This window comes from Acidaminococcus fermentans, from assembly GCF_009696675.1.
In the GTDB taxonomy this organism is placed as follows: domain Bacteria; phylum Bacillota; class Negativicutes; order Acidaminococcales; family Acidaminococcaceae; genus Acidaminococcus.
The window spans coordinates 185,783-210,205 of sequence record NZ_VULN01000004.1; the positions used below are offsets into that span (position 1 = coordinate 185,783).

The 24,423-nt window shown below is 57.4% G+C and carries 18 protein-coding genes and 2 rRNA genes; 4 read left to right on the forward strand and 16 right to left on the reverse strand.

The annotated features are described in order from the left end of the window. Positions 1 to 236 precede the first annotated feature (236 nt). From FX155_RS04220 to FX155_RS04255, 8 genes are all read right to left on the reverse strand, one after another. A complete protein-coding gene (locus FX155_RS04220) occupies positions 237 to 1,352 on the reverse strand; it encodes a 5-methyltetrahydropteroyltriglutamate--homocysteine S-methyltransferase (RefSeq protein ID WP_022487701.1) in 1,116 nt (371 codons plus the stop codon). Between the two features lie 148 nt (positions 1,353 to 1,500). Next, a complete protein-coding gene (gene hydE, locus FX155_RS04225) occupies positions 1,501 to 2,613 on the reverse strand; it encodes a [FeFe] hydrogenase H-cluster radical SAM maturase HydE (protein ID WP_154487854.1) in 1,113 nt (370 codons plus the stop codon). Between the two features lie 13 nt (positions 2,614 to 2,626). Beyond that, positions 2,627 to 3,931 (reverse strand): APC family permease, encoded by a 1,305-nt coding sequence (locus tag FX155_RS04230; protein ID WP_022487703.1) that lies wholly within the window; start codon positions 3,929 to 3,931, stop codon positions 2,627 to 2,629. 1 nt (position 3,932) lies between these two features. Beyond that, positions 3,933 to 4,670 carry a gamma-glutamyl-gamma-aminobutyrate hydrolase family protein gene (locus FX155_RS04235; protein ID WP_154487855.1) on the reverse strand — a complete coding sequence of 246 codons (738 nt, stop codon included), beginning with the start codon at positions 4,668 to 4,670 and terminating at the stop codon, positions 3,933 to 3,935. A gap of 44 nt (positions 4,671 to 4,714) precedes the next feature. Beyond that, positions 4,715 to 7,135 carry a homocysteine S-methyltransferase family protein gene (locus FX155_RS04240; protein ID WP_154487856.1) on the reverse strand — a complete coding sequence of 807 codons (2,421 nt, stop codon included), beginning with the start codon at positions 7,133 to 7,135 and terminating at the stop codon, positions 4,715 to 4,717. Beyond that, positions 7,132 to 7,833, reverse strand: a complete 702-nt coding sequence (locus tag FX155_RS04245) for a vitamin B12 dependent-methionine synthase activation domain-containing protein (RefSeq protein ID WP_022487706.1) — start codon at positions 7,831 to 7,833, stop codon at positions 7,132 to 7,134. The genes FX155_RS04240 and FX155_RS04245 overlap by 4 nt, the downstream gene beginning before the upstream one ends. 13 nt (positions 7,834 to 7,846) lie before the next feature. Beyond that, on the reverse strand, positions 7,847 to 8,710 hold the full coding sequence (locus tag FX155_RS04250) for a methylenetetrahydrofolate reductase (protein WP_022487707.1): 864 nt from the start codon (positions 8,708 to 8,710) through the stop codon (positions 7,847 to 7,849). Between the two features lie 151 nt (positions 8,711 to 8,861). Beyond that, positions 8,862 to 10,259 carry a PLP-dependent aminotransferase family protein gene (locus FX155_RS04255; protein ID WP_022487708.1) on the reverse strand — a complete coding sequence of 466 codons (1,398 nt, stop codon included), beginning with the start codon at positions 10,257 to 10,259 and terminating at the stop codon, positions 8,862 to 8,864. A gap of 224 nt (positions 10,260 to 10,483) precedes the next feature. Here FX155_RS04255 and FX155_RS04260 point away from each other — a divergent pair, with 224 nt between their 5' ends. Both FX155_RS04260 and FX155_RS04265 read left to right on the forward strand, forming a co-directional pair. Further along, entirely contained in the window at positions 10,484 to 11,251 is a 768-nt protein-coding gene (locus tag FX155_RS04260) for an AzlC family ABC transporter permease (protein ID WP_374047554.1), read from the forward strand. Next, complete coding sequence (locus FX155_RS04265; RefSeq protein WP_022487710.1) at positions 11,248 to 11,580, forward strand: branched-chain amino acid transporter permease; 333 nt, start codon at positions 11,248 to 11,250, stop codon at positions 11,578 to 11,580. The genes FX155_RS04260 and FX155_RS04265 overlap by 4 nt, the downstream gene beginning before the upstream one ends. A 205-nt stretch (positions 11,581 to 11,785) precedes the next feature. On the opposite strand, the gene FX155_RS04270 is transcribed toward FX155_RS04265, so the two are convergent. The 4 genes from FX155_RS04270 to FX155_RS04285 form a co-directional block, all read right to left on the reverse strand. Continuing rightward, positions 11,786 to 12,337 carry a phosphoribosyltransferase family protein gene (locus tag FX155_RS04270; RefSeq protein WP_279127995.1) on the reverse strand — a complete coding sequence of 184 codons (552 nt, stop codon included), beginning with the start codon at positions 12,335 to 12,337 and terminating at the stop codon, positions 11,786 to 11,788. Positions 12,338 to 12,484: 147 nt separating this feature from the next. After that, positions 12,485 to 12,718, reverse strand: coding sequence for a hypothetical protein (locus FX155_RS04275; protein WP_229778420.1), 234 nt, complete (start codon positions 12,716 to 12,718; stop codon positions 12,485 to 12,487). 133 nt (positions 12,719 to 12,851) lie between these two features. Further along, complete coding sequence (locus FX155_RS04280) at positions 12,852 to 14,960, reverse strand: RNA degradosome polyphosphate kinase (RefSeq protein ID WP_154487872.1); 2,109 nt, start codon at positions 14,958 to 14,960, stop codon at positions 12,852 to 12,854. Beyond that, positions 14,960 to 16,519 carry a hypothetical protein gene (locus tag FX155_RS04285; protein ID WP_154487857.1) on the reverse strand — a complete coding sequence of 520 codons (1,560 nt, stop codon included), beginning with the start codon at positions 16,517 to 16,519 and terminating at the stop codon, positions 14,960 to 14,962. The genes FX155_RS04280 and FX155_RS04285 overlap by 1 nt, the downstream gene beginning before the upstream one ends. A 154-nt stretch (positions 16,520 to 16,673) precedes the next feature. On the opposite strand from FX155_RS04285, the gene FX155_RS04290 reads away from it, so the two are divergent. Next, positions 16,674 to 18,203, forward strand: a complete 1,530-nt coding sequence (locus tag FX155_RS04290) for a Ppx/GppA phosphatase family protein (RefSeq protein WP_154487858.1) — start codon at positions 16,674 to 16,676, stop codon at positions 18,201 to 18,203. Between the two features lie 67 nt (positions 18,204 to 18,270). On the opposite strand, the gene FX155_RS04295 is transcribed toward FX155_RS04290, so the two are convergent. Next, a complete protein-coding gene (locus tag FX155_RS04295) occupies positions 18,271 to 19,866 on the reverse strand; it encodes a hypothetical protein (RefSeq protein ID WP_154487859.1) in 1,596 nt (531 codons plus the stop codon). A 105-nt stretch (positions 19,867 to 19,971) separates the two neighbouring features. Then, positions 19,972 to 21,864 carry an ATP-dependent zinc metalloprotease FtsH gene (gene ftsH / locus FX155_RS04300; protein WP_022487717.1) on the reverse strand — a complete coding sequence of 631 codons (1,893 nt, stop codon included), beginning with the start codon at positions 21,862 to 21,864 and terminating at the stop codon, positions 19,972 to 19,974. Positions 21,865 to 22,127: 263 nt separating this feature from the next. Between ftsH and FX155_RS04305 the strand changes: the two genes are divergently transcribed. Next, positions 22,128 to 23,675, forward strand: coding sequence for an AbgT family transporter (locus FX155_RS04305; RefSeq protein WP_022487718.1), 1,548 nt, complete (start codon positions 22,128 to 22,130; stop codon positions 23,673 to 23,675). A gap of 455 nt (positions 23,676 to 24,130) precedes the next feature. On the opposite strand, the gene rrf is transcribed toward FX155_RS04305, so the two are convergent. Continuing rightward, positions 24,131 to 24,247: ribosomal RNA gene (gene rrf, locus FX155_RS04310) — 5S ribosomal RNA — on the reverse strand. A gap of 69 nt (positions 24,248 to 24,316) precedes the next feature. Further along, a 23S ribosomal RNA gene (locus tag FX155_RS04315) occupies positions 24,317 to 24,423 on the reverse strand; the annotation flags it as partial.

Genomic DNA, 24,423 nt, shown 5'->3' on the forward strand with positions numbered 1-24,423 from the left:
CATGTAATACCACTCCTTTGCGTCATGCTTCGTGCAGGAATCTGATTTCTCGACTTCATGGCTCCATTGTAAAGAAGATTCATCTGAAAAACGTCGAAAGGAAGCGTCCATAACAAATAAATTTCAGTTTTTTCACCAGAAGTTTTTAGACGTTTTCACGGAATTCCGTCAAAAGAGAATCAAAAAAGGGGGTGTGAAAAATTCACACCCCCGGTCGCGGGCCGCGGCCAAAGAGGTTATTCCCCCCACACTTCCTGGGCGATGGAGCGGACCAGGGCCAGTTTGGCCCACTGCTGTTCTTCGGTCAGCTTGTTGCCGATTTCGCAGGAAGCGAAACCGCACTGGGGGCTGAGGCAGAGGTTTTCCAGGGGCACATATTGGACGGCTTCGCGGATCCGGGCGATCACCTGGGCCCGGTCTTCCAGTTCCGGACGCTTGGTGGTGATGAGTCCCAGCACCACCTTTTTCCCGGGGGCCACTTCCTTCAGGGGTTCGAAGTTCCCGGACCGTTCATCGTCGAATTCCAGGTAGAAGGCATCCACTTTTTCCTTCCCGAACAGCAGGGGAGCAATGGGACCGTAGCCGCCCCGGGCTGCCCAGGTGGAATGGTAGTTTCCCCGGCACACATGGGTGTTGATCACCAGGTCATCAGGCCGGCCTTCCAGGGCCAGGTTGTTCAGCCGCAGGTACTCCTCCGCCACCTGTTTCAGAGAAACCGCTCCCTTCTGCCGTTTGTTCCAGTATTCCGTATCACAGAACATGCCCCAGGTGCAGTCATCCAGCTGGATGTTCCGGCAGCCGGCTCCATACAGATCCCGGAACACCTGCCGGTAGGCGGCGGCAATGTCCTGGAGCAGTTCTTCCCGGTCCGGGTATACCGCGTCAGTGATTTTCCCGTTGTCTCCCCGGTACAGCTCCGCCAGCAGCTGAGCCGGAGCAGGCAGGGTCTGCCGGGCCAGGGTGTTTTCGTCCTCGAACCCTTTCACATATCTGAAATGGTCCACAAAGGGATGGTCCTTCCCGCTGATTTTTCCGGTGACGATGGCAGTGCCCCGGGCGGTCTCTTCTCCGTGGAACAGGTAGCCCTGTTCCAGCTCGATATGGGTGATGCCCTGGAAGCCCCAGAAAAAGTCCAGGTGCCAGTAGCTCCGCCGGAATTCCCCGTCAGTAATGGCATGGAGCCCGGCGGCCTTCTGCTTTTCAATGAGTTTGGCGATTTCCTCGTCCTCCACCTGCTTCAGGTCCAGGGCGGCGATCTCCCCCCGGGCAAACCGGGCCCGGGCCTCTTTCAGCCGGTCCGGCCGCAGGAAACTCCCAACAATATCAAAACGGAATGGTGCACGCAAAGTCATGATTCAAAACCCCTCTCTTTATTCCGAGCATTTTGCTCTGTTTTGTTTCTTCATGGGTCTTATTGTAGCGGATGGAGAGGCGTTTGTATAATGGATAAAAAGTTGGGGTTGGTATAGATAAAAAGAATAGCGGAAGCTTTTGCTCCCGCTATTCTTTGGCTCCATTCCCGTGCTCCCGGAAATAATGGGGGGAATCTCCCCACTTCCCGAATCCCACCGTGTCTCCCACTGACGCCACCCGGGCGGACAGGCAGTTCCGGCACTGGTCCGGGCTGTCTTCCACACAGGGTTTGTTGTCATAGAGCAGGTAGTCGGGACGGAATTTGGGCAGGGTCACAATGGGCATCAGGATGTTGGCCCCGGCCTTGAGCCCCAGTTCCCGTCCCAGGGGGTTCAGGGCCTGGAGGGCGGTGGTGGCCGCTATGTTCACGTCTTTCAGGGACAGCCGGGTCACGGCGATCATGTTCAGTCCCAGGATGAACCGGTGCTGCTGGGCTTCCGGGGTGTTTTCCCCGGCGGCCACCACCTGTTTCCCCAAAGGAGTGTTGTGGTGGACCACATAGGGCCCCATGCCGATCATGTCGATGTCCATGTCCCGGTAGAACAGGATGTCGTCCGCCAGGTCTTCCAGGGTCTGGCCGGGCAGGCCGATCATCACTCCGGTGCCCACCTGGTAGCCCAGGTCCCGGAGGATGTCCAGACAGTGCTTCCGCACCGTCCATTCATGGTGCCCGTCCTGAGGATGGAGGGTGGCATACAGAGCCGGATTGCTGGTTTCGATCCGCAGCAGATACCGGTGGGCCCCCGCTTCCTTCCAGCGCCGGTAGGTATCTTCCGTCTGTTCCCCCAGGCACAGGGTAAGCCCCAGTTTCCCGTCCCCCAGCTTCTTGATGTCCCGGATCAGGCTTTCCACATAAGCGATGAATTCCTCATCCTGCCGTTCACCGGACTGGAGGGTCAAGGACCCGTACTGGTTGTCCAGAGCCCACCGGGCCATGGCCAGGATGTCCTCCCGGGAGGTGTCGAACCGTTCCACTTCCTCATTGTCCCGGCGGATACCGCAGTAGAGGCAGTTTTTGATGCACCGGTTGGAAAATTCCAGAAGGCCCCGGTAATAGGCCACCCGGCCCACGGAAGCGCTTTTCACCGCATAGGCGGCGTCGTAGAGGGCCTTCCGGTCTTCCGGGTCGGTAAGGCCCAGCAGGGCAATCAGGTCTGCCCGATCCAGGTTGTCTTTGTGCAGCAGTGTTTGGAGATCCATACAATTCCTTTCTTTACTCTTCCTTCTCTTTGATCAGGCCCCGCTTCTTTTTGCTGGCATACACGAAATAGTAGGGCAGGATCACCAGACAGCCCCCCAGACCCCAGATCAGCTGCATGGTCTTGGCATTGGACAGCATCCACAGGCTGGTAAGGATAGCAATCACGGGAATGGTGATGCCTCCGGGGATCTTGTAGGTCCGGGGACGGTCCGCCCATTTCTTCCGGAACACGATCACCGCCAGACAGGTGGGCAGGTACTGGGTGAACCGGGATACGGCGCTGATGGCCGCCAGGGTGGTGAAGCTGCCGCTCCAGGCCAGAGCAATGCTCAGCACCGCAATGACGATACTGGCCACATAAGGAGTCCCCCAGGGCGTCCGTTTGGCCAGCACTTCCGGCAGCATCCCGTCTTCCGACAAAGAGGTGCAGGCCCGGGGGGCAATGAAGGCTTCCGCCATATTGATGCCTCCCATGGAGAACAGGGTGCCCACCAGGATGATGTAGGATCCCACCGGACCCACCACCCGTCCGAAAGCGGTCTGGATGGGTGCCTTGTCCGCAGCCAGGTCCGGCCCCAGGATGCCGATGGAAATGGCCACCACCAGCATGTAGATCACCGTCACCAGCACCATGGTCAGGATGATGCCCCGGGGCAGGTTCTTCTTGGGGTCCTTGTAGTCTTCCGCTCCCACTGCAATGGCTTCAAAGCCCGTAAAGGCAAAGAACATGGTAATGGCGGCGTTGGCAAAAGCCCCGTCTTCCAGATGGGCCGGTACAAAGGGGGTGAAATTGCTGCCGTTGAGGAAGAAGATCCCCAGGGCGATGAACAGCACCAGGGGCACCAGTTTGGATACTGTCAGGATGTTGTTCAGATATTTGGAAGCCTTGACCCCTGCAATGTTCAGGGCGCTGAGGCCCCCGATCAGCACGGCTGCAATGATGTCCTTGGCCCCGTCCCCGGAAAGAGCCGGGAAAGCGGCTCCCAGGGCGGTGGCGAATCCTACGGCCATGGCGGCCCAGGCGATGATGGTCACCACCAGTTTCAGCACTCCGATCTCATAACCCCAGAAATCTCCGAAGGCCGCCTTGGCGTACAGATAGGGTCCCCCGTTCCGGGAAAAGAACCCGGCGGCTTCGGCAAAACACAGAGCCAGGGCCCCGGCCAGGAAGGCGTCGAACAGCAGGATCCCCAGGGAGGCCGGCCCCATCAGGGCATAGGCCCGGTTGGGCAAAAGGAAGATCCCGGTACCGATAATGGCGTTGATGCCCAGCAGCACAATGCTGAACAGTCCGAATTTCTCTTTTTTCTCTGTCATGTTATGCGTGTCCTCCTTTGGCGGCTGCGATGAAATCAGCGAAAATGGCTTTGGCCTGGGCATTGTTGATGGACATCATTTCCGGATGGAACTGATAAGCCATAAGATAGCCCTCACCGGTCCCTTCCATGATCTCCACAGTGCCGTCCTTGGCCCGTCCGGTGACGGCAAGGCACCGGCCCACCTGGTGCACTGTCTGGTGATGGTGGGTATTGGTGACCCATTCCGTCCGGCCCAGGATTTTGGCAGCCCGGCTGCCGGCCTGGATTTCCACCGTATGGGTGGGAGTGGCCGGATCCTGGTTCTGGGAATGCTTCACAAAGGAGTTCTTGTCCAGGGACAGGTCCTGATACAGGGTCCCCCCGTGGCTCACGTTGATGATCTGGCAGCCCCGGCAGATGCCCATTACCGGGATCCCCCGCTTTTCCGCTTCCCTAAGGAGCAGCAGGTCGAATTTGTCCCGGGCCGGCCACACCGGACCGATCTGCCGGCAGGGTTCCTCTCCGTACAGGAGGGGATACACATCGTGGCCGCCGCTGAGCACCAGCCCGTCCACCCGACTCATGATTTCCCGGGCGGCTTCCTCATCTTCCGTAAAGGGCACCAGGATAGCCACCCCGCCGGCTTCGTTCACCGAACGGATGTAGTCATCATTCACATAGGAGCGGTGGTACCCGGCAAAAACGCCGTGGTCATCCACCATATGGCTTCCGGAAACACCGATCAAAGGTCTTGTCATGCTGCATCTCTTCTTTCTGTAGTTGTTTTGTTTTTTACTGTTGTTTATTGTTTATGGAACAGCTGGTTGGCATAGCTGACGCTGGCCACTGCATTGGCCCCGTAGAAATCCGCGCCGATGGTCCGGGCGTATTCCTCGGTCATTACGGCACCTCCCACCATCACCCGGCACTCCGGCAGGGTCCGGCGGATCTGGCGGATGGTCTCTTCCATGGCTCCCACGGTAGTGGTCATCAGGGCACTGAGCCCCACCAGTCTGGCATTATGGTCCCGGGCGGCTTTCACCACTTCTTCCGGCGGCACATCCTTCCCCAGGTCGATGACCTGATAACCGTAGTTTTCCAGGAGCACCTTCACGATGTTTTTGCCGATGTCGTGGATATCCCCCTTCACCGTGCAGACCACAATGGGTTCTCCTTTTTCCGTGCTGGCTCCGGTGGCAATGGACTGCTTCAGGATCTCGAACCCGGCCTTGGCCGCATCGGCACTGACCAGCAGCTGGGGCAGGAACAGCTTTTTCTTTTCGAACAGATCCCCTACGATGTTAAGGCCAGGGATCATGGATTCATTGATGATGTCCAGGGCGGGTTTGCTTTCTGCCAACTGTTTCCGGACCCCGTTTTCCACCTGGCTGATGAGCCCTTTCACAATGGCTTCTTCCAGGGGATATTCCTTCTGGGCCCCTTTGGCCGCCGGTTTGGCACTGCCCTGGGATTTGGCCACGGCCACCATCTGAGGGGCGTCGGCAAAGTATTCCACATACTTCTTGCAGCCTTCATCCTTGCCGCTGAGGGCCCCGTAGGCAATGTAGGCGCCCATCATGGCGCCGCTGTTGGGATTGATGATCCCGGCGGACAGCCCCGCTTCCATGGCCAGGGCGAAGAAGGCGCTGTTCACCGCATCCCGGCTGGGAAGCCCGAAGGAAATGTTGGACACCCCCATGACCGTCTTGATGTGCCGGGCCTTCAGCTGCCGGATCACCTCCAGGTCGATCTGGGCGTTCTGTCCTCCGGTACTGATGGTCATGGCCAGAGGATCCATCACCATATCCTTGGCAGGGATCCCGTATTTCCCGGCTTCCGTGATTACTTTGTCCGCCACTTTCAGACGGCCTTCCGGGCTGTCCGCAATGCCTCCCTCATCCAGGCACAGGCCCACCAGGGCCGCCCCGTATTTTTTGGCCAGAGGCAGGACCTTCTCCATGTTTTCCGCCTTGCCGTTGACGGAGTTCAGCAGAGGACGGCCGTTGTACACCCGGAGCCCCCGTTCCATGGCTTCGATGTTGGAGGTGTCGATCTGGAGGGGAACAGAGGTAATGGACTGGAGGGTGAGGATCACCTTTTCGATGAGAGCCGGTTCATCCACCCCCGGCACCCCCACGTTCACATCCAGCACCTGGGCTCCCTTGTCCAGCTGTTCCAGGGCCAGTTGGCACACATAGTCCATGTTCTGGGCCTTCAGAGCCTCTTTCAGCCGGGGTTTTCCCGTGGGATTGATCCGTTCTCCGATGATCACCGGCATCCCTTCAAAATCCACCGCCGTGCCGTAGCCGGCAATGGCACAGGGAGCTCCGGAACGGGGAGCCGGCAGGGGAATGTCCCGGCAGGCCGCAATGAGCCGGGCAATGTGGTCCGGGGTGGTGCCGCAGCAGCCCCCCAGCACGGAAACCCCCGCTTCTGCAAAAGGCACCATGAGCGGTGCGTACCCGGCCGCATCGATGTGGAACACGGTCTTTCCGTCCTTCTGGACCGGCAGCCCCGCATTGGGGTTGGCCACCAGAGGGATGTCCACCGCCTTAAGGGCCCGGGACACCAGCTTCACCAGAGTGTCAGGTCCCTGGCCGCAGTTGAAGCCCACAGCCGCGGCTCCCAGGGCTTCCGCCATGACAAAGGCCGTGGTCACATCCGCCCCGTTCAGCAGCTTCCCATCTTCATCAAAGGTGAAGGTGCACACAATGGGCAGATCGGAGTTCTCCTTGGCCGCCAGGATGGCCGCCTTGGCTTCATAGCTGTCGCTCATGGTCTCGATGAGGATCAGGTCCGCTCCGGCGGCAGCCCCGGCCTTCACCTGGGCGGCGTACAGAGAGACCGCTTCCTCAAAGGGCAGGTCCCCGAAGGGCTGGAGCAGTTTCCCGGTAGGGCCCAGGTCCAGGGCCACGAACCCTTCCCGTCCTTCTGCGGCAAAGGCCGCCCGGGCATTTTCCACCCCGGTCCGGACCAGTTCTTCCACTTCCGGCTGGCCGTGGGCGGCACCGAACTTCAGGCCGTTGGCCCCGAAGGTGTTGGTTTTCAGGATATCCACCCCAGCCCGTACATAGGCCTGATGGATGGCCCGGACCTTCTCCGGATGGAGCAGGTTCCAGGTTTCCGGCAGTTCTCCCGGCTTCAGGCCGGCTTCCTGGAGCATGGTGCCCATGGCTCCGTCAAAAAACAGCCGTTTGGTATGCAGTGCTTCTGTAAAATTCATAGTTCCTCCTGACGAAAAGGACAGTCCACATTGCCGCAGGCAGCACATTTGCTTTTCTTCCCGCAGCGGCTTGCTTCCGGTCCCGCCGGTTTTTTCCCGCTCCGGTCGATGCCGATGACGGCGGTGACGCTTTTGGTGGGTGCCATGATGCCTCCGGCAGTCAGGGTGAGGCCGATGGTCTTGGGACAGTTCAGGAGACGGAAGATCTTCTGCTGTTCCGTCAGGTCCCAGTCCCCGTACCCCGGGGAAAACCGGCTCCGGTACTGCCAGGTATCCGGCAGATCCTGCTTCCACAGGACTTCCTGCTGATCCAGGTAACTTTCGATCAGGGAAGCAGCCACCGCCTGAGCCGCCGCCCCTTCGGCAATGCTCCGGATGCTGATCCGGCGCAGGGCCGTATCCACCCGGGCCCCCAGGGTAGCCCCGAACAGCAGCAGGGTGTCACAGCCCTCCAGGTGCCGGGCCAGACCGGAGCTGACAAATTCCGTTCCTTCTTCCAGGATCACCCGGCCCTTTTCCCGGTCCGTTCCCTGGAGCACCCGGCAGCTCCACTGCTGGATCACATTCCGGGGCTGGACTTCGTTCCGGAGCTGGAGAAAGGCACGGTCCACCGTCACTTTCGCCTGTTCATCCCCCGGCCGGGCCCCGAAATACCGGAGGGCTTCTTTTTCATCAAACTGGATCCGCAGGTTTCCCATACTGGTTCCCCTTTCAGCAGCGGATGATTTCCGACAGGTTGCTGCGGATGCCTCCGATGATGTCCGGCTTGTTCATGGTGTAGATGTGGATGTTGGTGAAGCCGTTGGCGATCAGATCCACGATCTGGCCGATGGCATAGGCCATCCCCGCCTGTTTCAGAGCCGCCGGATGGTCTGCGAACCGTTCCGCCATGGCCCGCAGAGGCGCCGGCACCGGGGTACCGCTGAGGGTGAAGATCTTTTCGATCTGCTTCAGGTTGGTCACCGGCATGATCCCGGCCACCACCGGCACGTTGATTCCCTTGGCCAGCATCCGGTACATGAAATTGTAGAACATGCTGTTGTCAAAGAACATCTGGGTCACCAGGAAATCACACCCGGCTTCCACCTTCATCTTGGTGTGTTCCAGGTCATCATCCAGGCCGGCTGCTTCCGGATGGCCTTCCGGATAGGTGGCCCCGCCTACGCAGAAATCCCCGTAGCTTTTGATCTTTTTCACCAGGTCGCTGGCATGGGCATAGTCCCCCAGAGGATGTTCCTGTCCCTGGGGCAGATCCCCCCGGAGAGCCAGCACGTTCTGGACATTGGCGGCCTTCAGCTGGTCCAGGACCCCTTCGATTTTCTGTTCATCGGCCCCCACACAGGTGAGATGGGCCAGGGCCGGCACCCCGCACCGTTCGATTTCAGACACCAGGGCCACGCTTTTGCCTACGGCAGTCCCGCCGGCACCGTAGGTAACGCTCATGTAGTCCACCCCCTGGATGGCAATGGTCCGGACGATTTCCTGGGCATGTTCCAGTTCACTGCCTTTTTTGGGTGGGAACAGCTCACAGGAGACGCAAACCTTCGGACTCTTTAAAAGATCTATGATTTTCAAAAAAGGTACCCCCTCACGCTGAAACAAAAGTATATCGTTTCATTTTAACGCAGGAGGTACCCAAAAAGCAAAGTTTTTTTCAGTTTTCAGCAACTGTCAGCCGGATCCCGGTGAACCTGCATTACAGTGACGCAGCAGGGGAGCAGGGGATTTATGCTTTTTTCACGTTTTCCCGTAAAATGGACAGTCCTTTTTCCAGCCGTCCCATGTCCTGTTCTGTGGACAGGGCCACCCGGAGATAAGCCTGCATTTCCCGCTTCCCGCACAGGAACCGGTCTGAATGGTAGACCCGGATTCCCTGCTGCTGGAAGGCCTGTTCCACTTCCGCTCCTCCCCGGGTATCCGGTATGGGCAGCCACCGGTAGAAGCTGAGGGGATGGCCCTGACCCTCCAGTTCCGGGAAATACCGGAAGAACAGCCGGTTCCGTTCCGCCGCCAGTTCCTGTTTCTTCTTCACCATGGCATTGGCGGTGCCGGTAAGGATCAGTTCCGTAATGATTTCCCCGTCCAAGGAGGATGTTTTCACATTCACATTGAAGAGAGCCTGGAGCAGGGCCTCCCGGAACCGGTCCGGATACACCAGGTAGGCCACCCGCAGACCGGCACAGAGGGGTTTGGAAGTGCCGCTTACATAGACGCTCTGTTCCGGCACCAGCCGGGCCAGGGGCCCTGCATAATCGGCCACGGTGCCGGCGGTGAAGAAGGCATGGATGTCGTCTTCCAGGAGGATCAGCTGTTCCCGGCGGATTACCTGGGCCAGGGCCTGTTTCCGCCGCTCCGAAATCATCCGGGTGGTAGGGTTGCAGCAGCTGGGCATCAGGAAGACTCCCTTCAGGGCATTCAGCCGGTGCTGCCGCTCCAACAGGTCCGCCCGCATCCCTTCCTCATCGCTGCCGATGGCCACCAGCTGGAGATGATGGAGCCGGGCCAGTTCGATGAAATTGGCATAGGTGTAGGTATCCACCCCGATCCGGTCCCCCGGATCGAACAGGGCCAGCAGGCTCATGGCCAGTCCGTTCTGGGTGCCGGACACCAGCATCAGATGGTCCGGATCCGTTTCCACCCCTATGTTCTTCAGCCAGTTTACCCCGGCCGCCTTCTGGTGGACCATACCGGTGGGAGAGGCATAATCCAGCAGCTGGGGGAACTGTTTCCGGCCGGCAATGTCCCGGGTGATCTCCCGGACCTGGTCCGTGAACACCTGAAAGGGGTTCTCGAACCCCAGGTCGATAAGGGCGGACCGGGGACGTTCTGTGGAAATGGTCACGGACCGGGCGGCGCTGGAGGCTACAAAGGTACCGCTGCCGGTCACCGCCTGGAGCAGCCCCTTCAGCTCGCACAGCTTGTAAGCCCGGGTGACGGTGGTAAAATTGATTCCCAGGAACCGGGCCAGTTCCCGCTGGGGCGGCAGCCGGGTGCCGGGAGCCAGGCAGCCGGAGGCAATGTCCTCCTTCAGCTGCCGGGCCAGGGACAGGTATACCGGCCGGGTAAGCTTGGCCCGGTCCGGTTTCCAGGACAGAGGGTAGTTGTAGAATCCGTTGATGGCCATAGGGACCTCCTGTAATTGTATTCCATACAATTATATGAAATATTGTATGGAGCATCAAGGGAATTTTCAGGATTTGTTTCCTATTTTAAAGAGCAATCGAAAAAATTCTCCGGTATGCCGTGAAGATTCCCTGTCAAAAAATTTTGTAATCCATACAATTTAGTCATTGATTGTACGGATTTTTAATGGTATGCTTGTGTTGCAAATGATACGAATTGGAGGTTATATCCGTGAAGCAAAGTACTGTTCCCTTCTCCCAGCCCTATGCTGTCCTGGTTCCCCAGCTGTCCCGTGACCGGCGGATCCAGGCCCTGCGCTGCGCCTTTCCCCACACCCTGCCCATCTTTGCCGGGTTCCTGTTCCTGGGACTCACCTACGGTGTCTACATGCATGCCGCCGGTTTTCCCTTCTGGTACCCCATGTTCATGAGCCTCCTGATTTTTTCCGGTTCCGTGGAATTTGTCCTGGTGAACCTGATGGTGGGAGTCTTCGATCCGGCCCAGGTCTTTCTGGTAAGCCTGATGATCAATGCCCGGCATCTTTTCTACGGGATCTCCATGCTGGACCGGTACAAAGGCACCGGCTGGAAAAAGCTGTACCTGATCTTCGGCCTCTGTGATGAGACCTTTTCCATCAACTACACCGCCCGGATCCCGGAGAACGTGGACCGGGGCTGGTTCATGTTCTTCATCACCTTCCTGAACCACATGTACTGGTTCCTGGGAGCCACCCTGGGAGGTCTGTTCGGAGGCTGCATCCGGTTCAACACCCAGGGTCTGGGCTTTGTGCTCACCGCCATGTTCGTGGTGATTTTCCTGGAACAGTGGCTGAAGGAAAAAAGCCATGTAAGCTCCCTGTTGGGACTGGGGATCTCCCTGGTGATGCTGAACCTGGCCGGTCCCAAGCACTTTATCCTGCCGGCCCTGGGCGCCATCCTGTCCCTTTTGCTGCTGCTCCAGGAGAACCTGGAGAAGAAAGGAGCCCGGCCATGAGTTTTCTCCAGCATCTTGCCATCCTGGTGCTGGCCGTAATCAGCACCCAGCTCACCCGTTTCCTGCCCTTCCTTCTGTTCCCGGCAGGGAAACCCACCCCGGCCCGGGTCCGCTACCTGGGCACGGTGCTGCCTTCAGCGGTGTTCGGCCTGCTGGTGATCTACTGTCTCAAGGATGTGTCCTTCACCACCGGCACCCACGGTCTCCCGGAACTGACCGGCATCGCCGTAGTGGTGCTCCTCCACCTGTGGAAGCGCCAGTTCCTGCTGTCCATGGCAGGGGGAACGCTGTGGTATATGGTGATGGTGCAGATGGGGGCCTTCACCTGAATGAAGGCCCCCATCGTAGTCAATTGTCAATGGTCAATGGCCCAATGACAAAATTTGCAAGCAAATTTTTAATTAACATTTAAAAATATAATCGCTGCTATATCAGACACAATATGGATTTTGCATAATAAAAGAACCCGTCCACTCAGGCGGGTTCTTTCCTTTAGCCATTGACATTTGACCATTGACCATTGACAGACCAACTTTATTCCGCCTTAAACAGCGGCAGATTGGCCAGTACGGTAATGTCCTTCCGGCCGATGGAATCTCCTTCGGCCAGGATGGCCATTTTTCCGTTCAGGGTGCCCCCGGCTTTGGCCACCAGTTCTTCCAGAGCCTTCATGGAGCCTCCGGTGCTGATCACGTCGTCCACCAGCGTCACCTTGTGGCCCCGGACCCGTTCAATGTCCTCATCCTGGAGGCAGAGCATCTGCTTGCCCTGGGTGGTGATGGATTCGTCCTCCACCACCAGAGGATGTTCCATATAGGCCTTGATGGATTTCCGGGCCACAATGTACCGGGGCATCCCCAGGATCCGGGCCATGGCCTGGACCAGGGGGATTCCCTTGGTTTCCGCCGCCATCAGGATATCTGTATCCGCCGGAACCTTTTTGGCCAGTTCCGCTGCGGTCTTTTCCACGATTTCCGTATCCCCCAGGATCACGAACCCGGCAATAGCCAGGGAATCCGAAATATTGATTACCGGCAGGGACCGTTTCACCCCTGCCACTTCCAGTTCATAATACCGTTTTGCCACCTTGGCACCCTCCCCGTTTTTTTCCTGCATTTTCCATTTATCCACAGGCTGGATGGCCGTTTTTTCCCGGTTTTCCCCCTGTCAGGACAATGTTATCCACATTATCCACAACACAAATGTTCATAAGTGGATAACTCTGTGCATAACTTACAGATCGTTGGTCATCCGGGGCGGCATGCTCCATTCCACCAGCACTCCGGTATTCACCCACAGACGGGTCAGGGCCTGCTGGCAGTCCTGCCAGCTGCGGCTGGGATCCACGGTCACTTCTCCGAAATGGTAGGTGCATTCATCCGTAGGGACCTGGAGTTTCCGGGGGCCCTGGAGAAAATCCCGCACTTTCTGGGCTGCTGCTTCCTCATCTGGGATAAAGACTGTCATCTCATGGGTTTCTTCGTTGTAATCCAAATATCCGTAATGTCCATTATAGTTTAAGGTAACACTTTGCACTGCCATTTCTCGCACCGCACCTCTCTTTATGATAAGTCATTATATCACAAAAGAGGGCTCTCCGTCATTCTTCCTTGCGGACCATGGGCTTCAGCCGCTGTTCCATGGGCATGGATTTTTTCGGGGCATGGGATTTGGCCCGGTCCATCATGGCCGCCTGGACGCTGATCCGCTTCCGGCCGTGAGGATAGGCCCGGCGCCAGGTACCGTTGGCCAGCATCACATGGGCCCCCACATTGTCCTTCAGGCACAGATCCAGGAATTCCTTCACCCGGTCGATGTGAGCCTTCCGTTCCACCGGGAACAGCAGTTCCACCCGGTCGTTCAGGTTCCGGGGCATCATGTCCGCACTGGACAGGTACAGTTCCTCACTGCCGTTGTTGGCAAAATAATACACCCGGCTGTGTTCCAGGAAGCGGCCGATAATGGACCGTACGGTGATGTTCTCGCTGACGCCCTTGATTCCCGGCCGCAGGCCGCAGATCCCCCGGACAATCAGGTCGATCTTCACCCCGGCCTGGGAGGCTTCGTAGAACTTCCGGATCACCGGCTGGTCGATCAGGGAATTCATCTTGGCGGCGATGTACCCGGTGCCCCCGTTCTTCACATGGGCGATTTCCCGGTCCACCAGTTCATAGATCTTTTCCCGGAGCCCGATGGGCGCCATCACCAGCTTGTTGAACACCGGCGGTTCCGAATAACCGCTGAGCACGTTGAAGAAGGCGGAGGCATCCTGGCCATACTGGTCGTTGGCGGTCAGCAGCCCCAGGTCCGTATAGAGCTTGGCGGTCTTGTCGTTGTAGTTCCCGGTGCCCAGGTGCACATACCGTTTGATCCCGTCCTCTTCCTTCCGGACGATCAGGATGATCTTGGAATGGGTCTTCAGGCCCATGAGCCCGTAAATCACGTGGCAGCCGGCTTTTTCCAGCCGCCGGGCCCAGACGATGTTGTTCTCTTCGTCGAACCGGGCCTTCAGTTCCACCAGGGCAGTGACCTGCTTGCCGTTTTCCGCCGCCCGGGCCAGCGCCGCCACCAGGGGAGAATTGCCGCTGACCCGGTACAGGGTCTGTTTGATGGCCAGCACCTGGGGATCGTCCGCCGCCTGGGCCACCAGCTTTACAATGGGATCGAAGCTTTCATAGGGATGGTGGAGCAGGATGTCATGTTCCCGGATTTTTCCGAACAGGTCGTCATAATCCGGCAGCTCTTCCGGCTGCTGCCCGGTGTAGGGAGTGAATTTCCACTGGTCCATCCCCGGCTGGTCGATGAACCTGTTCAGGAAGGTCAGGTCCAGAGGTCCCTGGATCTCATACACATCCCGGGGTTCCAGATCCAGGTTCTTTACCAGGAAATCCTTCAGGTACTTGTCGTCGGTGGCGTTGATTTCCAGCCGCACCGCAGCCCCCCGTTTCCGTTTCCGCAGGGACCGTTCGATTTCCTTCATCAGGTCCTGGGTGGCGTCTTCCTCCACTTCCAGGTCGCTGTCCCGGGTGATCCGGAAGAGCACCATGTCCACAATGGTGAGTCCCTTGAACAGATCCTGGCAGTGTTCCATGATCAGGTCTTCCAGGAACACATAGGCCCGTTCCCCTTCCTTCCCCACCAGGGAAATGAACCGGGGCAGCACGGAAGGCACCTGGACGAAAGCGATTTTCTGTTCCCCCTTCTGGTCCCGGAGTTCCACCGCGATATTCAGGGACTTGTTGGCCAGGAAGGGAAAGGGCCGGGCCGCATCCACCGCCATGGGAGTCAGCACCGGGAAGACCATTTCCTGGTAGTAGTTTTCCAGTTCCCGGCGCTGGTCTTCAGTCACATCCTTCACCCGGAAGAACCGGATGGCATATTTCTCCAGCTCATTGATCAGAGCGAAGAAATACCGGTACTTCAGTTTCATCTGGTTGTGGGCGGAAAGGGCAATGTTCCGGAGCTGGTCCTCCACATTCATCCCGGCAGCATCCACATGGTCCATCCCGGCGGCTTTCTGTTCGATCAGGCCGGCCACCCGGACCATGAAGAATTCGTCCAGGTTGGAGGCGGAAATGGCCACGAACCGAAGCCGTTCCAAAAGGGGCAGGTTCCGCACCCCCGCTTCCCGCAGCACCCGCAGGTTGAACTTCAGCCAGCTCAGTTCCCGGTTCACGTAATACTCAGGTTTGTTCAGATCGATTTTCATCATTTTTCCTCTGCTTTCTCTAAAACCGGCCGCAGGCCGAAGACTTCCTCAAAGAAACTCCCCCGTTTGCTGAAAGTCCATTCCTCCAGAGCCAGGTTTTCCCGGCTCTTGGCCCGGACCCGCAGTTCGTTTCCCCGGATCACCACTTTGCAGTCCCGGATCTTCTGCCGGCCGCTGATGTCCAGGGAATCCGCCAGCCGGAGGATGCCGGCCAGCTTGGCCACCAGAGGCGGGATCCCGCTGCCGAAATCCTTGGGTTCGCTGCCCTCCAGTTCCGGCCGGTCCAGAGTGTACAGGTAGGAAATCTGGGCAATGGTGTGGCACTGTTCCACGCTGAAGCCCAACAGATCCGCGCTGTCGATCAAATAGTAGTTGTACCGGTCATAGGTCCGCATGGAGGCGTATTTCCCGATATTGTGCAGGTAGGCCGCCGCCCGGAGGAGGCTCTTGTCCTCCTGGTCCAGGCCCTGGGACGGCGCCAGGGCGTCAAAGAGCACGCAGCACATGTTTTCCACCCAGGCCGCATGGGGAGCGTCGTAGTGGAACCGGTTTCCGATGTTCCGGACCAGGCTCATCTGGATGTCCAGCATTTCTTCCAGGAACTGCTGATCCAGCTGCCGGGCAATGTAGAGGATCTTCATCCCGTCCACGAACCGGTCCACCGGCATAAGGATCTGCTGGGCCCGGGACATTTCCATCAGCAGCTGGCACAGGGTAATGGCTGGCAGGGCCACTTCCGTTTCTTCCGGGGTCAGGCTGAACAGCTTCTCCAGCTGGCTTTCTTTCAGATGGTGTACCCGGTGGTAGAAGGCTTTCACTTCATCCGCCGTTAAGGAAACATTTTCCTTCCGGGTCCGTTTCTTCCCGAACAGGTCCAGGAGCACCTGGCTTTCCGTACCAGTGAGCACCAGCATGCTGATGGTCTCGTTTTCCAGTTCTTCCGCCACCACGCCAATCCGGTCCTGGAGATATTCCTTCAGGGCCTGTTCAAAATGGATGCTGGACCGTTCATTCCGGGTAAACTGTTCCTTCAGCCGGACCAGCCCTACATGGAGGTTCTGCTGGAACTTCACTTCCCGATCTTTCACATAGGTAAGACCCAGACCTCCGGAGGAAATGTCCGCCAGCAGCACCCCTTCCCGGGGCAGGGGCATTTTCCCATGGGTCTCCATGGTCCGCAGCAGGGACGCCATCTTGGTGTAGATTTCCCGGGACATGTTCACCACTTCGATCTGGAAGCCGGTCTTCACCAGCACCTGGTCCAGGAAATACTGCTGGTTCTCCGCTTCCCGGACAGCGGTAGTGGCCTGGAGGATATAGGATTTCACCCCGTACTCCCGCATCACCTGCCGGTACCCTTTCAGGATCTCCACAATCTGCAGCATGGTCCCAAAGGAGATCTTCCGGGTCTGGAAGGTTTCTTCCCCCAAACGGACCTTGCTGCGCAGCTCTGTAATGATCCGTATGTCATCCAGACCGGTGTATTCAATCAGCTGCATGGTGATGTTCTCTGAACCCAGATGGATCACCGCTGCTGACCGCAACTTTTTCTTAGCCATAAGTTCCTCCTTGCTTTGGGTATAACCCGGTTTGTCCTACCCTCTGTGTATCAATCGTGTTATACTATTTTTAGTTTAACACTTCTATTATAAGAAAAAAACAGTGTTCGCGGAGTATAGTTTTTTTATATACACGTGTGGATCGGGGGATTTTATGAAACGCATTGCCATTATCGACGTGGGGTCCAACTCGGCCCGTCTGGTGATCATGGAGATCCATGCTTCCAACGCCTGCAACCTGGTGTACAACCAGAAGGACCCGCTGCGGCTGGCCCTGAAAACGGACCGGAAAGGGTATCTGACGGAGGAAGCCTTCACTGCCACCACCAACTGTCTGAAGAATTTCGCCTCCATGTGCCGGATCTTCCACGCAGACGAAATCATCGCCGTGGCCACCGCCGCCATCCGGAACGCTCCCAACGGGGCCCGGCTGGCCAAGGCTGCTTCCCAGGCTTCCGGGATCAACCTGGAGATCATCTCCGGGAAAACCGAAGCCTATCTCAGCTATCTGGGCGTGATCAACACCATCGACGTAAAAGATGCGGTGATCTTCGACCTGGGGGGTGCTTCCACGGAAGTGATCCTGGTCCGGGACCGGAAGCTGGTGGACAGTGTCAGCCTGCCCATCGGCTGCGTGAACCTGACCAAGACCTTCAAGCTGAACAACACGGTGGATCCGGCCGCCCTGAACAAAATGCGCCGGGCCATCAACGACCAGATGCAGAAGGTTCCCTGGATTGCCGGCTGCGGCCTGCCTCTGGTAGGGGTGGGAGGCACCGCCCGTTCCGTAGGGAAGATCGAACAGAAACGGGCCAAATACTTCACCTCCAAACTCCACAATTACCAGTTCACCATCCAGGACTTCAAAGAATGGTACAAGACCCTGCCGGGCACTACCCTGGCCACCCGGCGGCGGATCCCCGGCCTGTCCAATGACCGGGCGGATGTGATCATTGCCGGTTCCTCCATCATCAAGGCCCTGGCAGACCGGAGCAAGGCCCGGAAGATGATTGTTTCCGGCTGCGGGCTCCGGGAAGGGCTGTTCTCCCAATACCTCCACGAACACACGGAACTGCCCCTCATTACCCCCAACATCCTGGAAACCGCCCGGGAAAACATGATCCATCTCTATTCCCCGGACGAAGACCACTGCCGGCTGGTGGCCAAATACGCCCTCCAGCTGTTCCAGGGCTGGCAGTCCCTCCACAAGCTGGAGCCGGCCCGGTGGGAACCTTTGCTGGAAACCGCCGCCCTGCTTCATGACATTGGCATCACCATCAACTACTACAACCACACCCGGCACAGCGGCTACCTGATCGAAAACGGCAAACTGTTCGGGCTGAACCATCTGGATGTGGTGTACACCGCCATCCTGGCCGCCTGGCACCACGGGGTGAACCGGGGCTATCTCCGGAACCGGCCTTACCGGAAGCTGATCCCGGAAATCGACATGAAACGGCTGAGCAACGCCGCTCTGCTCCTGGCCCTGGCGGAATGTCTGGATTACACCCAGACCGGGGCCATTGAAACCATCGAACCTGCCATCCTGAACGGAGGCGCTGTGCTCACCATCACCGCCACCCGGGCCCCCTCCGTAGAGCTCCAGCAGCTCCAGGCCATGACCAAGTGGTTCCGGAAGAACCTGGGATGTTCGCTGACGGTAGTTGTGAAGGAAATAGGATAAAAAAACGGGGCTGTTGCAAGAGCAACAGCCCCGTTGACAGAAATAGGGGGACTGCTTTGCAGTCCCCCTATTTCTGATGCTCATGGATCACGTCCAGGAAACTGGCGAAATCCATGGTCCTTTTTTTCAGCAGTACATCCACCCGCAGCTTCAGCAGGGGATGCTGGCTCATGTCCCTGGCTCTCAGCAGGGCCAGCCGCATCCGGGGTGACCAGTTCTTGTCCGGCCAGCTGTCCAGTACCCCCAGGGCCGTGCCCCGGCAGGAATCGTAAATGGAGGTCAGGGCCTTTTCCAGCAGGTCCTCCCCTTCCCCGGGATGTTCCTCCAGAGCCTGGAGCAGGGGCTCCATCACGTATTCCTCCTGAAGATACTCGTCTGCATGTTCCCGGGCGAACTTCATCACCCGGTTGAACCGCCGTTTATCCTGGGTATCCAGCAGGAACGGGTACAGCTCCGTCCGCCGGGGATCCTTCTTCAGCAGGTTCCACAATTCCCGGTGGATGTCCAGATCCAGGGCATAGGCCATATGGACCACGATCAGGTTCACCCGGCCGTCCGGTTCCAGCAGATTGGCCCTGATCTGGGGCAGCCAGTCCTGGGAGAACACCAGGGTTTCCAGCTCGCTGATCAGGATATGGCACTGGTTCATGGTCAGGTAATCCCAGCATTCATCCTCCACCATGGTCCGGAGCCCTTCCGCCATATTGATGAGGGCCGCTCCGTCCATCAGGTCGGTATGGTATTCCTGGGCATGCTTCAGGAACTTTTCCATTACCGAAAACAGGTCGATCACCGGCATCTTGTCATCTTCCGGTGCCTCCAGCTGCTGGAATCCCAACAGGAAGGCCAGGTAGTTCAGCAGGATATGGCTGATCCCCTGGAACTGGGGATGTTCCAGATGGGGTTCCGACAGAAGAGCCGGGATATTCACCCGGGAAAAGATCATCAGGGACACTGCCGGATAATCGATGGTCAGATCGCAGCCGTGGACCACCAGCCAGGCCTGGTCTTCCGGAGCAGCGAAATCATAGGCCTGCATGGCGCACAGCTTGCCCCAGCCGGAAGTGTGCTGGAGCATGTCCCACAAATCCTTCTGCTCCATCTGGTGGCTCAGTTCCAGCGCGTAGATCACAAAGCTGGTGAATTCCTCACACCGGGACAGGATCATCAGATCCTGTTTCAGCTGCCAGTTCACTGTCAAATCCTGCTCGTTGAGCATGTACAGACCGCAGATTACAATGGCCAGCTTCACCGTTTCCCGGCTGGAGGCTTCATACAGCCATTCCCGGGCCAGTTCCCACAAAGGCTGGGGAATCCGTTCCTCACTGAGGGCATCCACCAGGGATTCGTAGTAAAGGATGCAGGGGGTGGAAGAAATCCCCATGTACAGCATGGTGGCATTTTCCGGGGTGGGATCTTCCGCATAGGCCCGAAGCACCTGGTAAATCTGGTCCCCTACCGGATTGGCCGCCTCTTCCGCCTGGCTGTTGCTGGCCAGATAGGCGTCGGCAGCACCAGGTTCCAGCAGCACATCGCTGTCCCCGGCCACCACCGCCCGGTCCTCCAGATTCTCCCGGGTAAAGAACCCGTCCTCATCCAGATTGCTTTTGATATAGTCAAAAATGCTTTTTCCCTGTTTCCAGGGTTTCGTGCGTGTTTCCATTTTTCTCATCCTGTTTCTCAAAGTTGTAGCATGATGCAGAGAACTCATTATAACATAGAAAAGAGGCTGTTGCACGTTTTGTGCAGCAGCCTCTTTTGTCCGCCGTCAAGCTTGAGGAGCATCGGTCGTTTCTGGAACGACGGATACTTCCACCGTCTCCGTTTCTTCCTGTTTCATGGTCCCGTGGAGAATGGCCATGAATTCGTCTCCGGTGATGGTTTCTTTCTTCAGCAGGTACTGAGCCAGTTCGTCCATTTTTTCCCGATGGGCTTCCAGGATCTCCCGGGCCTCTTTGTGAGCCTTCTTCACCACGGCGAACACCGCCTCGTCGATCCGGGCGGCCGTTTCCGGAGCACAGGCCAGGGAGGTATCCCCGCCCAGGTAGGCATTGTTCACTGTTTCCAGAGCCACCATGTCGAATTCATCGGTCATACCGAACCGGGTAATCATGGCCCGGGCCAGCTTGGTGGCCTGTTCAATGTCGTTTGAGGCACCGCTGGTTACCAGGTTGAACACCACTTCTTCCGCAGACCGTCCCCCGGTCAGGGTCACGATCTTGTTGTACAGTTCTTCCCGGCTCATGAGCACCTTTTCCTGGGTATCCACCTGCATGGTGTACCCCAGGGCCCCGGAGGTCCGGGGGATAATGGTAATCTTGTGGACCGGTGCCGAATCCTTCTGGCTGGCCGCCACCAGGGCATGGCCGATTTCGTGGTAGGCAATGACCTTCTTCTCTTCCGGAGAAATCACCGCACCCTTTCTCTGGGCCCCGGCAATGACCACTTCCACGCTCTCCTCCAGGTCTTCCTGGATCACTTCCGAACGGCCCATCCGTACCGCCCGGAGGGCAGCTTCGTTGACGATGTTGGCCAGTTCCGCCCCGGAGGCACCGCTGGTAGCCAGGGCGATGGTATGGAAGTCCACCTGGGGATCCATCTTCACATCATGGGAATGGACCTTCAGGATGGCTTCCCTTCCCTGAAGATCCGGCAGTTCCACCGGCACCCGCCGGTCGAACCGGCCCGGACGGAGCAGTGCCTTATCCAGCACTTCCGGCCGGTTGGTGGCCGCCAGGATGATGACCCCTTTGCTGCCGTCAAACCCGTCCATTTCAGACAGCAGCTGGTTCAGGGTCTGTTCCCGTTCGTCGTTGCTGCCGAAGGATCCGTTGTCCCGTTTTTTGCCGATGGCGTCGATTTCATCGATGAACACAATACAGGGTGCCTTTTCCTGGGCCTGTTTGAACAGATCCCGGACCCGGGCAGCCCCCATGCCCACGAACATTTCAATGAACTCAGAACCGGAGATGGAGAAGAAGGGCACCTTGGCTTCCCCGGCTACAGCCTTGGCCAGCAGGGTTTTCCCGGTGCCGGGAGGCCCCACCAGCAGCACCCCTTTGGGCATCACAGCCCCGATGGCTTTGTATTTGGAAGGGTTGTGCAGGTAATTGACGATTTCCTGGAGGGCTTCCTTGGCTTCATCCTGACCGGCCACATCCTTGAAGGTCTTGCCGGTCTGGGCGGCAATGTACACCTTGGCATTGCTTTTGCCGAAACTCATCATGTTGCCCCCGCCCAATTTAGGCCCCAGGTACCGCATGATCAGCTGGCCGATTACCATAAACAGCAGGAAGGGCAGGATCCAGTTGTTGAAGAAGGACATAATGGGAGATTCCTGTTTGGGGATTACCTGGGAGAATTCCACCTTGGCCTTTACCAGCCGGCTGACCAGTTCCGGGTCATCCACCCGTCCCGTTACGTAAATCTGTTCCTTTCCATCCTGATTGCACAAAAGGGCGATCCGATCCTTGGTGATTTCCACCTTGGTGGCTTTTCCCTCATCCACCATGTTCAGGAAATTGGTATAGCTGACCTCATGGACTTTCGGCTGAAAGAACATGGGACTGATGACCGTATTGATAATCAGGATCAGCAAAATGGCTGCGATGTAATACAGTCTGACTCTCTTCGACTGCTTGTCCGGATTTTTGTCATCCATGATATTTTCATCCTTTCCGCAGGGGTTCTGCATGCTTTTCTATTGATTATAGCACAAACCATTGTGAAAAATAACAGAACTTGATTTTCCGTTTAATTTTCTGAGAGTTCTGTACCATTGTCCATTATTTACAGACATTTTTGTCTTTTTACCTTTCTTTTTTATTTACTTTTTGTTAAAATAGTCATAGTATTCAGTCCGTTATGCTTTTTGACCGTACCCAACCTGCACCGTTTTATTTCACTCAAAAGGAGGCACCATCCATGTCCAACGCAACCCAGAAGAAAAATCCCCAGGAAATCGGAGGTTTCCTGAGAGGGGTGGAAATCATCGGCAACAAACTGCCCCACCCTGCGATCCTTTTCTTCATTCTCTCCCTGATTGTCGTCGTCATTTCCCATTTTGCCGCATCCCAGGGCCTGACCGTCACCTATTTTGACGCCAGGGCCAAGGCGGAAGTCACCAAAAAAGCCGTCTCTCTGCTGAACGCGGAAGGGCTCCGGTACATGTTCGACACCGCCACCAAAAACTACACCGGATTCGCTCCTCTGGGCACCGTTCTGGTGGCCATGCTGGGGGTAGGGGTAGCCGAATGGTCCGGCCTGTTCAACACCTCCCTGAAAAAACTGCTGATGAATGCCAACCCCAAATTTCTCACCCCCATTGTGGTGTTCGCCGGGGTTATGTCCAACATCGCCTCTGATGCCGGATACGTGATCGTAGTCCCCATCGGAGCCATGATCTTCGCCATGGCAGGACGCCATCCCCTGGCCGGCATGGCCGCCGCCTTCGCCGGGGTATCCGGAGGCTTCTCCGCCAACCTGCTGATCGGAACCACCGATCCCCTGCTTACTGGGATCACCAACCAGGCCCTGATCGCCGCCGGCATTGACATGGTCCTGGATCCCACCTGCAACTGGTACTTCCTGGCCGCCTCCACGGTGCTGCTGACCATTGTAGGCACCTTTGTCACCGACAAAATCGTGGAAAAGAACCTGGGCACTTACACTGGAATCTACAAATCGGACAACCAGCCCATCACCCCTCTGGAAAACAAAGCCCTGAACTGGGCCGCCCTGGCACTGCTGGTTTATGTGGCCCTGATGGCGGTGCTCATGTTCCCGGAAAACGCCGTATTCCGCACCCTGGAAAAAGCCACCGGGGAGTACACCCTGAAAGCCTTCATGCACAACGGCCTGATTCCCGCCATCCTGCTTCTGTTCCTGATTCCAGGCCTGGTGTACGGAAAGATTGTGGGAAAGATCAACACTTCCCATGACCTGGTGGCCGCCATGACCGCCGCCATGAAATCCCTCAGCGGATACATGGTTCTGGCCTTCTTCGCTTCCCAGTTCATCGCCTACTTCGGCAAGACCAACCTGGGGCTTATCGTTTCCTTCAAGGGAGCCGATGCCTTGGAAGCCGCCGGCCTTACCGGTCTGCCTCTCATTATCCTGTTCATCTTCCTGTCCGCCTTCCTGAACCTGTTCATGGGATCCGCCTCTGCCAAATGGGCCATTATGGCGCCCATCTTCGTACCCATGATGTACCGGCTGGGCCTGTCCCCTGCTCTTACCCAGGTAGCCTACCGGATCGGGGACTCCTCCACCAACATCATCACCCCTCTCATGAGCTATTTCGCCATGATTGTGGTGTTCATGCAGAAGTACAAGGAAGACGCCGGACTGGGAACCCTGATCTCCATGATGCTCCCCTATTCCATCACCTTCCTGATCACCTGGAGCCTGCTCATGGGCGTCTGGATCTTCCTGGGCCTGCCTGTAGGGCCGGGAGCCGGACTGTTCCTGTAAGAAAGTGCATAACGGACGTAACAGAGGGTCTGCTGCGGATGCAGCAGACCCTCTGTTGGTCAAAGGCATAAACCCGCCGAATGGCGGGTTTCTTCGATTCAGGACGCAGCCGGTGCTGCTAACCCACCACCCATGCTGTGCATGGATACCCCCGCCCTTGAAAAGGGCGGATAACAGGCACGCGGGCAGTGCCCTTGTGCCTGAAAGCAAGGGCGTAAGCCCCAGCGTATATCCGCCCTTTTCAAGGGCGGGGGACCGTTGCGCCTGTGCAATGGTGGTGGGTTAGCAGCCCACAGGCTGCGTTTCCCTTCGGAGAAACCCACCAGGAGCAGGTTTCCTCCATTTTTTTATTTAAAAGAACCCGTCAGCCACGGGTTCTTTCCAACGGCCAGTGACCAGTGACCGTTGACCAGTGACAAAAAAAATTCCGCATCCATCAGATGCGGAATTTTCCTAACCGGCAGCTCCCTATCCTCCCGGACCGTTTCCAGTCGAGTACTTTCGGCGTATAAGGGCTTAACTGCTGTGTTCGGCATGGGAACAGGTGGATCCCCTTAGCTATCGCCACCGGATTATGTAACTGAAGGCATGAGCCCTCAAAACTTCATGAAGAGACATCTTTTTCATCTAACGGCCCGATTTAAGTCAAGCCCTCGACATATTAGTACAGGTCAGCTTAACATATTGCTACGCTTCCACACCCTGCCTATCAACCTGGTAATCTTCCAGGTGTCTTACCAGCTTACGC

Coding starts and splice junctions, on each gene's coding strand:
- ftsH (WP_022487717.1), bottom strand. CDS start 21,864: ATGGATGACAAAAATCCGGACAAGCAGTCGAAGAGAGTCAGACTGTAT.
- FX155_RS04275 (WP_229778420.1), bottom strand. CDS start 12,718: ATGACAGTCTTTATCCCAGATGAGGAAGCAGCAGCCCAGAAAGTGCGG.
- FX155_RS04220 (WP_022487701.1), bottom strand. CDS start 1,352: ATGACTTTGCGTGCACCATTCCGTTTTGATATTGTTGGGAGTTTCCTG.
- FX155_RS04295 (WP_154487859.1), bottom strand. CDS start 19,866: ATGGAAACACGCACGAAACCCTGGAAACAGGGAAAAAGCATTTTTGAC.
- hydE (WP_154487854.1), bottom strand. CDS start 2,613: ATGGATCTCCAAACACTGCTGCACAAAGACAACCTGGATCGGGCAGAC.
- FX155_RS04230 (WP_022487703.1), bottom strand. CDS start 3,931: ATGACAGAGAAAAAAGAGAAATTCGGACTGTTCAGCATTGTGCTGCTG.
- FX155_RS04285 (WP_154487857.1), bottom strand. CDS start 16,519: ATGGCTAAGAAAAAGTTGCGGTCAGCAGCGGTGATCCATCTGGGTTCA.
- FX155_RS04245 (WP_022487706.1), bottom strand. CDS start 7,833: ATGGGAAACCTGCGGATCCAGTTTGATGAAAAAGAAGCCCTCCGGTAT.
- FX155_RS04255 (WP_022487708.1), bottom strand. CDS start 10,259: ATGGCCATCAACGGATTCTACAACTACCCTCTGTCCTGGAAACCGGAC.
- FX155_RS04265 (WP_022487710.1), top strand. CDS start 11,248: ATGAGTTTTCTCCAGCATCTTGCCATCCTGGTGCTGGCCGTAATCAGC.
- FX155_RS04240 (WP_154487856.1), bottom strand. CDS start 7,135: ATGAATTTTACAGAAGCACTGCATACCAAACGGCTGTTTTTTGACGGA.
- FX155_RS04235 (WP_154487855.1), bottom strand. CDS start 4,670: ATGACAAGACCTTTGATCGGTGTTTCCGGAAGCCATATGGTGGATGAC.
- FX155_RS04280 (WP_154487872.1), bottom strand. CDS start 14,960: ATGAAAATCGATCTGAACAAACCTGAGTATTACGTGAACCGGGAACTG.
- FX155_RS04305 (WP_022487718.1), top strand. CDS start 22,128: ATGTCCAACGCAACCCAGAAGAAAAATCCCCAGGAAATCGGAGGTTTC.
- FX155_RS04290 (WP_154487858.1), top strand. CDS start 16,674: ATGAAACGCATTGCCATTATCGACGTGGGGTCCAACTCGGCCCGTCTG.